This is a genomic window from Candidatus Dadabacteria bacterium (assembly GCA_026708565.1).
GTDB lineage: Bacteria > Desulfobacterota_D > UBA1144 > Nemesobacterales > Mycalebacteriaceae > Mycalebacterium.
On the sequence record JAPOUR010000037.1, the window covers coordinates 1 to 10,923 of the forward strand.

The 10,923-nt window shown below is 53.7% G+C and carries 10 protein-coding genes and 2 tRNA genes; 10 read left to right on the forward strand and 2 right to left on the reverse strand.

The genetic code is table 11. From position 1 onward, the window contains the following. Window positions 1-12: 12 nt before the first annotated feature. Entirely contained in the window at window positions 13-1,227 is a 1,215-nt protein-coding gene (locus OXF42_04915) for a hypothetical protein (GenBank protein ID MCY4047435.1), read from the reverse strand. Window positions 1,228-1,481: 254 nt separating this feature from the next. Between OXF42_04915 and OXF42_04920 the strand changes: the two genes are divergently transcribed. From OXF42_04920 to OXF42_04935, 4 genes are all read left to right on the forward strand, one after another. Beyond that, a complete protein-coding gene (locus OXF42_04920) occupies window positions 1,482-2,684 on the forward strand; it encodes a VWA domain-containing protein (GenBank protein ID MCY4047436.1) in 1,203 nt (400 codons plus the stop codon). A gap of 10 nt (window positions 2,685-2,694) precedes the next feature. Then, on the forward strand, window positions 2,695-3,474 hold the full coding sequence (locus OXF42_04925; GenBank protein ID MCY4047437.1) for a PhzF family phenazine biosynthesis protein: 780 nt from the start codon (window positions 2,695-2,697) through the stop codon (window positions 3,472-3,474). 47 nt (window positions 3,475-3,521) lie between these two features. Beyond that, window positions 3,522-3,593: transfer RNA gene (locus OXF42_04930), tRNA-Cys, on the forward strand. A gap of 11 nt (window positions 3,594-3,604) precedes the next feature. Next, a tRNA-Leu gene (locus OXF42_04935) sits at window positions 3,605-3,690 on the forward strand. Between the two features lie 33 nt (window positions 3,691-3,723). Here OXF42_04935 and OXF42_04940 read toward each other — a convergent pair. Next, entirely contained in the window at window positions 3,724-3,882 is a 159-nt protein-coding gene (locus OXF42_04940; GenBank protein MCY4047438.1) for a hypothetical protein, read from the reverse strand. A 129-nt stretch (window positions 3,883-4,011) separates the two neighbouring features. Here OXF42_04940 and OXF42_04945 point away from each other — a divergent pair, with 129 nt between their 5' ends. From OXF42_04945 to OXF42_04970, 6 genes are all read left to right on the forward strand, one after another. Next, on the forward strand, window positions 4,012-5,229 hold the full coding sequence (locus OXF42_04945) for a bifunctional 3,4-dihydroxy-2-butanone-4-phosphate synthase/GTP cyclohydrolase II (protein MCY4047439.1): 1,218 nt from the start codon (window positions 4,012-4,014) through the stop codon (window positions 5,227-5,229). A gap of 31 nt (window positions 5,230-5,260) precedes the next feature. Beyond that, complete coding sequence (gene ribH / locus OXF42_04950) at window positions 5,261-5,725, forward strand: 6,7-dimethyl-8-ribityllumazine synthase (GenBank protein MCY4047440.1); 465 nt, start codon at window positions 5,261-5,263, stop codon at window positions 5,723-5,725. Window positions 5,726-5,733: 8 nt separating this feature from the next. Continuing rightward, window positions 5,734-6,162, forward strand: a complete 429-nt coding sequence (gene nusB, locus OXF42_04955) for a transcription antitermination factor NusB (protein ID MCY4047441.1) — start codon at window positions 5,734-5,736, stop codon at window positions 6,160-6,162. Next, window positions 6,155-7,180, forward strand: a complete 1,026-nt coding sequence (trpD, locus tag OXF42_04960; GenBank protein MCY4047442.1) for an anthranilate phosphoribosyltransferase — start codon at window positions 6,155-6,157, stop codon at window positions 7,178-7,180. The genes nusB and trpD overlap by 8 nt, the downstream gene beginning before the upstream one ends. A gap of 5 nt (window positions 7,181-7,185) precedes the next feature. Further along, window positions 7,186-7,986 carry an indole-3-glycerol phosphate synthase TrpC gene (gene trpC / locus OXF42_04965; protein MCY4047443.1) on the forward strand — a complete coding sequence of 267 codons (801 nt, stop codon included), beginning with the start codon at window positions 7,186-7,188 and terminating at the stop codon, window positions 7,984-7,986. A gap of 114 nt (window positions 7,987-8,100) precedes the next feature. Then, on the forward strand, window positions 8,101-10,923 hold a 2,823-nt coding region (locus tag OXF42_04970), incomplete at its 3' end, for a hypothetical protein (protein ID MCY4047444.1).

Genomic DNA, 10,923 nt, shown 5'->3' on the forward strand with positions numbered 1-10,923 from the left:
TACAGCAATATTTTATAGATAGATTTGCTGAAACCCTTGCACAACACCTTGTAATGCCTCAGCGTGGTTCGCGTTTTTTTCATGTGCAGAAACGAAATGCCGCAACATTCCTTCTTTAGTTGTCGGAAACGGAGCATCTTTGGGAAGTGATAGTAAAGTTACGAGATAAAGGGGAATCGTAACCAACTCGCTTATACCCATTGTACGCCACGCCCGATCTAAGATACTCGCGCCAGCGTCTTCACCACACATCGTGACAGCAATTTGCATTTGTTGCTCTTCGTTTAGTGGCAGGAGTTCAATTTGAGTTCCTTCAAAGGGGATATCAAAGGCTTGTCTACGAGTTGATATGACCAAGCCGATATTAGGTAACTCCGCCTTGAGCTTGTAAATCTGTGTTCGCGCCCGTCTCCGTGCCCGCGTGTCCAGTTCGTTCCAACCATCGAGCAAAAGCACAACGCCGGGCTGGTCGGCAATTTGACGAAAGTCATTTTCGGAAATTTCGCGAAATGCTGGACGATTAAGAACTGATGTTAGAATATCTGTACTTTCTGTCGCCCAATCACCAAGCGGTACAATGAGGGGTATATTGCCATTATCAATCAGACCTTCTGCAATTTGGAATAGCGTTGTAGTCTTTCCCATGCCCGGCCCCGCAACCAGAATCAAATCATCCAGTGAAATAGCCGCCCTCGCTAGAGTAGTTGTGTCAACGGGACTATCAAACTCGCTTACTTTCAATGTTAGGGGAACTGATGTTGATGGCCATTTTGCGGTCCGTCGAAAGACACAGAGGTCCTCTTTTGATGCATGAAGGATTTGCGTTGCCAACTCCATATCGGTGAAAACCGCTTGGGAAAGTGGTCTATTATTGTTTTGTATGCGACGCCATGACTCATTCTCCGCTTTCTTTTTCCATTCACGCAAAAGTTCAACAGTAAATGTTGAGTCATCAGAATCTATAACCTTGTGGTGATTCGCGCACACCCAAATCCCGTTAGATACGGATGACCTTTGTTCTGGCGTCATTTCTTTGTCGTAACGTCGACCGCCGGGTGAGGCTGCACAGATGTGAGCCGCTTCACCGATTTTAATCACCCCATCATCATTTAATGATGCACCTCTTGTCGGAATGCGACAATCTGGAAACGAGCATACGCAACCCGCACGCCCTTCTATCAGGTTCTTTGTTCTCTTTGAGAAATTGCCGTCTCTACTTTTTGCCATGTATCAGAAACTCGAAATGGGTATCAACAGACTTGTGTAATCTTACACCAATCACAGTAGAAATGGGGCATATTGTGAGATAATCGACCACCTACGCAAGTTCTTAATAAATACCCCATAGGAGTCTCCAATCTAATGCTACTATGTGGTCGGTGTTATGGTGATACTACTTCAACATCGGGCGTTTCCAATGTGAGTACATTTGTTTTATTTCAAACCTGTTTCCATCCACAGTTCAGTTATACTTCCCTCAAATGTTCTTAGACTTCTTCCTATACCTCCGCCACTCCGGCATTCCCGTTTCCATCAAGGAATACCTAACCCTCCTTGACGCCTTGGACACCGGCATTGTGGAGCGCGGGGTGGATGACTTCTACTACCTCTGCCGCAGCGCATTCATAAAACACGAGCAAAACCTTGACAGATTTGACCGCCTTTTCGGCCAGTATTTCAAAGGCATTGAATACATAGACGACACGGAGTTTATGAAAATCCCCGATGAATGGCTGCGTAAAACCATGGAGGGCTCTCTTACGGAAGAGGAAAAGGCGCAAATCAAAGCAATGGGCGGGCTGGACAAACTTATTGAACGCCTCAAACAACTTATGAAAGAGCAGAAAAAACGGCATCAGGGCGGCGGGAAATGGATTGGAACGGGAGGCACTTCCCCCTTCGGGGCATACGGATACAACCCGGAGGGAATACGCATCGGCCAGCACGAAAGCAGACACAGAAGAGCCGTGAAAGTGTGGGACAAAAGAGAATTCAAAGACCTTGACGATTCCGTGGAACTCCAGACGCGCAATATGAAAATGGCTCTCCGCAAACTGCGGGTTCTTACACGCGAGGGAATGTCCGAGGAACTTGATGTGGACAAAACCATTGAAAAAACATCCCGCAACGCCGGGTTTCTGGATATAGAAATGGTCCCGCACAGAAAAAACAATGTGAAGGTTCTTATATTTTTTGACATCGGCGGCTCAATGGACGACCACATAGAACTTTGCTCCCAACTGTTCTCCGCGGCTCGCTACGAGTTCAAACACCTTGAGTATTACTACTTCCACAACTGCATTTATGAGGCGGTCTGGAAAAACAGCGAAAGGCGGTGGCAGGAATCCGTGCCAACCTTTGATGTTCTGAACAAATACAACAGCGACTACAAAGTCATTATCGTGGGAGACGCATCCATGTCTCCCTACGAGTTGATGTATGTGAACGGAAGCGTTGAGCACAACAACAGCGAGGCGGGCTTTACATGGCTTGAACGCCTGAAAAGCAAATACCCCCTGACCGTATGGCTCAACCCCGTTCCCCGCGAGGAATGGGGCGACACCCAGACAATCGGAATGCTGCGCAATTTCACGGGCGACAGAATGTTCCCCCTCACAATCGGGGGAATAACCGGCGCGGTTCGGGCGCTTCAAGACGGCAAGGCGACTTTTTCCGCCAACTGATTTTTAAGACATGGAAGTTTTTGTCGTTCACTCATTCGCGGAAAACGGCTTCAAGGGCAACCCTGCGGGCGTCTGTTTTGTGGATGAATTCCCGCCGCCGGAGAAGATGAGAAAAACGGCGGCAAAGGCGGGCTTCTCCGAAACCGCTTTTGTCCGGCGGTCGGGCGCGGAGTTTCTTATCAGGTGGTGGACGCCCGAAACCGAAGTCTCGCTTTGCGGCCACGCAACCCTTGCGGCGGCTCGCATGATAGAGCGGCGCGGGCTTGGAAGCGGGATGATGTTTGTTTCACCCGAACACAAAATTCCCGCCTCGGTGGAAGGGGACTTAATAACAATGGACTTCCCCTCGGATAGACAGACAAAATGCGCCGAACCCGAAGGGCTTGCGGAAGCGCTCGGAGAGCGAATCATTTACTCCGGAAAAAACAGCGCCGACTACCTGATTGAACTCGCGGATGAAAAAGCGGTTTCCCGCCTCCGCCCCGACATGGATAAAATCCGCGCTCTGGACTGCCGGGGAGTGATAGTCACAAGCCGGGCGGAGAGGAGCGGTTACGATTTTGTCTCAAGATTTTTCGCCCCTCAGGTCGGCATAGACGAAGACCCCGTTACCGGCTCTTCACACACCAGCCTCGCGCCTTACTGGAGCGAAAAGACCGGCGGGAAAAAGTTGAAAGGGCTTCAGTTGTCGCAAAGGGGCGGGGTGGTTCACACCGAGGTCTGCGGGCGGATTGTCAGGATAGGCGGAAGGGCGGTGTTTGAGAAAAAACTGGTGTTGCAGGGTTTGTAGAATTGCAATACGGGCGCGTTTAAGCGATACTAAATCCCAAAGTATGCGGCGGCGTAGCCAAGAGGCAAGGCGACGGTCTGCAAAACCGTTATACCCCGGTTCGATTCCGGGCGCCGCCTGAAAAACCCTGGCCCGGGTGGCGAAACTGGTAGACGCAAGGGACTTAAAATCCCTCGGGGCAACAACTCCGTGCCGGTTCAAGTCCGGCCCCGGGCAGAAAGCGGTTTTCCCTGAAACGGAAGCCCGCGATTAGTGAAGAACCTTGTTCAGTGTCTCGGTTTCCTGATTGATAAGCCTCTCTATCTCTTCCAAATCTTCGTCTTCAAGCAACTCCAGTATCTCTTCCTCATCCATCTCTTCAAGATTCTCCTCCGCCAGAATTCTCAGCAAACTAAAAAACAAGGACATCGCTCCTCCGTTTCCGCAATCCCGTGGGTTTGGCTGAAAACTACACACGGAAACGGCAAAGTCAAACCGGACGTTGCGGGGCTGAAATGATTGACAAAACGGCTTTATGAGACAATATAAGCAACGGTGATGGCTAACTTGCACGACATACCGGAGGCCATTGAGAAGATAAAGGCGGGAAAGCCCCTAATTCTCGTGGACGATCAGGACAGAGAGAACGAGGGAGACATTGTAGTCGCGGCGGAGTTCGCGACCCCGGAAGTTATCAACTTCATGGCGACTCACGGCAAGGGGCTTATCTGCCTCGCCCTCACGGATGAAAACGCCAAGAGAATCGGGCTCAAACTTATGGAGCCCGAAAACACGCACAGCGTTTCCCAGCACACGGCGTTTGCCGTTTCAATAGACGCCAAGGGAGACGATATAACAACCGGCATCTCCGCCTACGACCGCTCAAAAACCGTTGCCCGCGCGGTTGCCGATGACTCCGTTCCGTCAGATTTCATACGCCCCGGGCACATGTTCCCTCTCATAGCAAAGAAGGGCGGGGTGCTGGTGCGGGCGGGGCACACGGAAGCGTCCGTGGATTTGGCGCGTCTTGCCGGGCTCAAGCCCGCGGCGGTTATATGCGAGATAATGCAAAGCGACGGCCACATGGCAAGAATGGAGGAGCTCGCCGAGTTCTCCAAAAAGCACGGCATCGCAATGGCGACCATAGCCGACCTCATAAGCTACAGGCTGAAAAGAGAGTCTTTTGTCAAACGGGAATCCCTGTCAAACCTGCCGACCGAGTTCGGCGTTTTTGAAGCATTCGTTTACGAGAACCAGTTGGACGGCTCTCAGCACTTCGCCCTGACAATGGGAGACCTTAAAAAATCCAAAGAGACGCTTGTGCGCGTTCACTCCGAGTGTTTGACCAGCGATGTGTTTCACTCCGTCCGCTGCGACTGCGGCCCCCAGTTGAGGCAGGCAATGAGGATGGTGGCGGAAAAAGGCGAGGGTGTAATCCTCTACCTGCGGCAGGAGGGGCGCGGCATAGGGCTTAAAAACAAAATCAAGGCATACCACTTTCAAGACAAAGGCATGGACACCGTGGAGGCGAATGAGGCGCTGGGCTTCAAAAAAGACTTGAGAGATTACGGCATCGGCGCTCAGATTCTGCGCCATCTCGGCGTCAAAACGATGAGTCTTATGACAAACAATCCCAGAAAAGTGAGCGGCCTTGACGGGTTCGGCCTCAAGATAAAAAGCAGAGTTCCGATAGAAATTCCGCCCAACGAGAACAACCGGGACTACCTGCGGGCAAAAAGAGACAAACTCGGACACCTGCTTTCAATGGTTGACTGAAAAGCGGGTCCCGGAGAGGAGGAGAAAAACCATGCCCCAATACAAAGAAGGAAAAATGGACGCCAAGCCGTTTAAGTTCGCCGTGGTGGCGAGCAGGGTGAATTCCATCGTAACAACGCCTCTGCTTGAGGGCGCGGTTGATGTTCTCGTCCGGCACGGAGCGGCGGATTCAAACATAACGGTTATTAAAGTTCCCGGCTCTTTTGAAATTCCGTTTGCGGTGAGAAAGGCGGCGCAGTCCGGCAAATACTCCGCCGTGATAGCGATAGGGTCGGTAATCAGGGGGCAGACCTCCCACTTTGATTTTCTTGCCTCCGAGGTTTCAAGCGGTCTTTCGTCCGCCGCCGCAGACACGGGCGTTCCGGTTACGGACGGCGTCGTGACTACGGACACCCTTGAGCAGGCGATAGAAAGAGCGGGGGGGAAAGTCGGCAACAGGGGCTCGGAGGCGGCGCTGTCCGCAATTGAAATGGCAAGCCTCATGAAATCCCTCTGACCTTCCGCATGAGCGGTTTTGCAAAAAAAAGACGGCTTTCAAGAGAGTTTGCCTTCAAGTTTCTCTACCAGCGCGGGGATTCAAGCGGGGAGGCGGGGAGCGATTTTGAAAGTTTCATCACAAATACTCCGAAAGACGAACTCCCCGAAGACAGCGAGTTTGCCCGCGAACTTGCGTGCGGCGTCTGCCGGGAAATCAAGGAAATAGACTCGCTTATAGGCGGCGTTTCGGTCAACTGGGCGGTTGGGCGCATGTCTCCGGTGGATGTCAACATAATGAGGGTGGCGGTGTATGAAATGGTTTACATGGACGACATAGACAGGGCGTCAAGCATCAATGAGGCGGTGGAGATGGCGAAAAAATACGGCGCTGAAAAATCCGCCGGTTTTGTGAACGGTGTTTTGGATAAAATAGGGGCGGAGCGGAAGGATGGATGATATTGCGGGGTTGATAGAGCAACTCGCCGCCGGGCGGGACATTGACGGCGAAACCGCCGCCGGGGTGTTTCGCGCCATGATGGACGGCGACTTGACGCATGCGCAGACCGCCGCCTTTCTGGTTGCGATGAGAATTAAAGGCGAGACTCCGGACGAACTTGCCGGAGCGGCCCGCGCGATGATTTCACGCGCCCGCAAAATCGGCGGGGCGGCGGACAACACGGTTGACCTCTGCGGCACCGGCGGAGACTCAAAAGGCACGTTCAACATATCCACCACGGCGTCTTTCATAACCGCCGGAGCCGGAGTTCCGGTCGCCAAGCACGGCAACCGCTCCGTCTCAAGCCCGGTCGGCAGCGCCGATGTGCTTGAAGCGGCGGGAGTGAAAATAGACATGAAGCCGCAGACGGCGCAAAAGTGCCTTGAAGAAGCGGGGATAACCTTCCTTTTCGCCCCCGTGTTTCACCCGTCAATGAAAAACGTCGCCCCCGTCCGCAAAGAGATGGGCATCCGGACGGCGTTTAACATTTTAGGCCCCATGGTCAACCCGGCGCTTGTCAAAAGGCAGGTGATAGGCGTTCCGTCAGTGGAGATAATGGACAAAATCATACAAGTCGCAAAACGGCTTGAGATGAACCGGTGCATGGTCGTAACGGGACGGGACGGGACGGACGAGATAACCCCGGCGGGCGGGGCGGAGGCGCGGGAGTTGCTCGCGGACGGCTCGGTGAAAAACCGCGCCATAAATCCCGAAGAGTTCGGAATGAAGCCGTGCGCCCCCGAAGAATTGAGCGGCGGCGCGGACGCGGCGGACAACATGAAAATAATGAAAAATGTTCTGGAGGGGCGTTCCGAGGGGGCAAAAACGGATGCCGCTCTTTTGAATGCGGCGGCGGCGATATACGTAAGCGGCGCGGCGGACGATATGAAATCCGCGCTTGCCTCCGCAAGAAAATCTCTTGAGAGCGGGGCCGCGATGGAAAAACTGGAAGCGCTCATCCGAATCTCCGCAGGTTGACTGAAATGCCGTCTTCAATTCTTCAGAAAATCCTTGACGGCAAGAGTTCGGAAATCGCCGAATTAAAAAAGCGGTTTTCAGAGGAGGATATCCGCGCCGCCGCATTTGCCGCCCCTCCGGCGCGAAGTTTTATGTCTGCGCTTGGCCGGGGGGAAAAGCCGAGGGTAATCGCCGAAGTTAAGAAAGCCTCCCCCTCGCAAGGTGTCCTCAGGGAAGACTTTGACCCTGTCCTCACGGCAACCCAATACGAGCGGGGAGGGGCGGCGGCGGTGTCCGTCCTTACCGACAAGCGATTTTTTCAGGGAGACATAAAATACTTGTCCGGGGTCAGGGAAGCGGTTTCCGTGCCGGTTTTGAGAAAGGATTTTTTGACAGACCCTTGCCAGATATACGAATCAAGGGCGGCGGGGGCGGACGCCGTCCTCCTAATTGTGGCGGCAATGAAAGGGGCGGGGCAACTTGCGGACTTGATTGACCTCTCTCGCTCGCTTGAAATGGAGCCGCTGGTTGAGGTTCACAACGAAGAGGAGGTGGAACTTGCCCTCCGCGCCGATGCCTCGGTCATCGGTGTCAATAACAGAGACCTCGGCAGTTTTGAAGTTGATTTGTCAACATCCGCCCGCCTTGCTCCCCTGATAGGCAAAGATAAAGTGGTGGTTGCGGAAAGCGGTATAACCTCCCCGGATGATATGACTTGTTTGGCTCAAGAGGGAATCTTTTGTTTCTTAATCGGTGAAAGTTTAATAAGAGAGCCGGACCCCGGAGCGGCTCTTTCGGGGTTGATTAAAGAGTGGCGGAAGCAATGAACGGTGAAGCGATTAGAATTTCTTTACCTACCGGTGCTTTCCACTTGACAAGAGAGGGGGTTACTTGGCAAAATAACCCCTATTGATTGAAGCCACGGGAGGGATTCAAGCGCAATGAGAAAAGTATTTTCCGTATTGGCGGTAATGGCGGCTCTTTTTATAGGGGGCTGGGCGCAAGAGGCGGGGGCGCAGACTGAGCGCACCTTCACCGTCACCAACACTACCAACCCTGAGGTATCTAACGGCAATGATGCGAATCTTGAGTTTGATCTTACGGGAATCATGGCGGACCTGACGGGGGGTCTGGAAATCACGGATGTGGACTTGCGTCTGGATGTCAGGAACGTCAGTAGCGGGAGGGTAAGCGACTTGGTCGCGCACATAGTCCATCCGGACGGCGACCGGGTGGAGTTGTTCAACAGAATTTACGTTACAGGCTTTTTTGACCTCTCCCTTCTTTGCAACGGCAATAGGTTGAATAACCACTTTGACGACGATGCCGTAGGCAGTATCTCCTGTCCAATACAAGGGAGTCGGATTGTTAGTACCGGCAGGGTCCGACCGCAGAGGCATACGCTTGATAGTGCCCAGGCCCAGCAGAGGCTCGCCGACTTCAACGGCAAGTCGCCGAATTTTGGAGGCAACCACACTTGGCGGCTCACAGTCAGAGACGTTATTGCTAATAGCAGTAGAGTCAGAGTGCATTCGGCAGAACTGATCATAAAGGCCACGCCCACCGGCCCGATCGGCATCGTCCTGACATCGGGCGACTCAGACAACACCATCAACGAGGGCGAGAATGTTACCTTCACCGTCACCCTCAACGAGCCCGCCAGCGGCAATGTGAATGTGCCCATCACCATCACACCCTCCTCAGCGAACATCGCCTACACTGCGCCGGAGTTGACCAGCGGCAACCTGCTCATCTCTAACGGCCAAACCACCGGAACTTTCACGGTTACGGCCACTGAGGACAATATGCACGAGCCGGACGGAACCATTATCGTGGCCCTCGGCACGGCGCCGACCGGCTATTTCAACTACAATTCCGCCGACTCGGTAACCATCAACGTTAACAATGATGATGACCCCACCGTCAGCCTGACATCGGGCGACTCAGACAACACCATCAACGAGAGTGAGAGTGTTACCTTCACCGTCACCCTCGCCGAGGCCGCAGTCGGCAATGTGAATGTGCCCATCACCATCACGGCCTCCTCAGCGGACATCGCCTACACTGCGCCGGAGTTGACCAACGGCAGCCTGCTCATCTCTAACGGCCAAACCACCGGAAACTTCACGGTTACGGCCACTAATGACGATGATGACGAGCCGGACGGCACCATCACCGTGGCCCTCGGCGCGGCGCCGACCGGCTATACCAACGACAATTCCGCCAACTCGGTAATCATTACCGTTAATGATGATGACCCTCAGAACATAATCCTCACCATCACGCGGGATAACGACTCAAGAAATGAAGGGGTGGATGTTGTTTTCACGATAACCGCCAGCCCGCCGCCGTCCGCGCCCCTGACGGTTAATGTGCTTGTTACCGAGGGAGGGGGCAGGGCGCCGGGCTGGATTTCGGGACCGCCGCCCGCTACGGTGGTGATACCGATGGACCAGAGCTCGGCTAAACTGGTTGTCCCGACCGCGGGGGACGGGGTGGATGAATTCAGCGGCCATATCACCGCAACCCTGCAACCCGGCGACTACAGGTTTGACGAAACCAACAGCGACCCTTGCGAATCCGGAACCAACCCCCGTTGCGCTCAGGTAAGGGTGTTTGATCAGGACTTTGCCGCCGCCACCATCAGCGCGCCGCCGTCCGTTCTTGAGGGCGAATCAATAGAGGTGGTTGTCAGTCTTAGCACCGAACCCCACGCGCTTCAGTCCGGTAACAACCACGACAGCAGATTGATTGTTGCAATGACCACGGAAGACGCCTCCGGTTTTCTGCAATCCGGTCAGGCTACCGATTTCACGCTTAACTTGAACAGAACGACCCTCACTCATTCTTTCACGGTGCCGACCATGGTGAACAACACTCCCGGTAACGGCACGCTCACCTTCCACATTAACAACTCACCTCAGTTCAACTCATGGAGACCGGGCAACCCCCGCATGGTAACCGTTACCGTTAATGACACTAACCGGATCAGCCTGACATCGGGCGACTCTGACGACACCATAAACGAGGGCGAGAATGTTACCTTCACCGTTACCCTCGCCGAGGCCGCAAGCGGCAATGTGAATGTGCCCATCACCATCACGCCCTCCTCAGCAGACATCGCCTACACTGTGCCGGAGTTGACCAGTGGCAGCCTGCTCATCTCTAACGGCGAAACCACCGGAACCTTCACGGTTATGGCCACGGAGGACAGCATAGACGAGCCGGATGGCACCATCACCGTGGCCCTCGGCACGGCGCCAAGCGGCGGCTATGTCAACGACAGTTCCGCCAACTCGGTAACCATTACCGTCAACGACAATGATGCGCGGCCCGTGATGACCATTAAAGGATTTGAACGCGATGAGGCTCCGTATGTAACTGTTGTTGAAGGCGAAGATGTGGTTATTGTTCTTAGCCTGGACAAACCCGCCCCCGTAGGCGCCACTACTTCAATTAGGGCGGCTCTTCGGGTCGGCAATTCGCATGGAACCACAACATCAACAGACAGAGATGATTTTGATGCCGTCGCTTTTCAGACCGATTACAGCGACAACACCCTTGACCTCTTTGACCAAGTAGGGTGGGAATTTGCAGAGGGCGAACAGGAACTTACCATCAGAATCCGCACCGTTGATGACAGCACGGCACGGGAATTTACCGAAAATGCCGCTTACCCTATGTTCGGCGCCTCAAACTTGGATGTAGGCCACCCCTTCAGCGGCCTCTTCACCATACCCATCTACATCATAGACAACGACCCT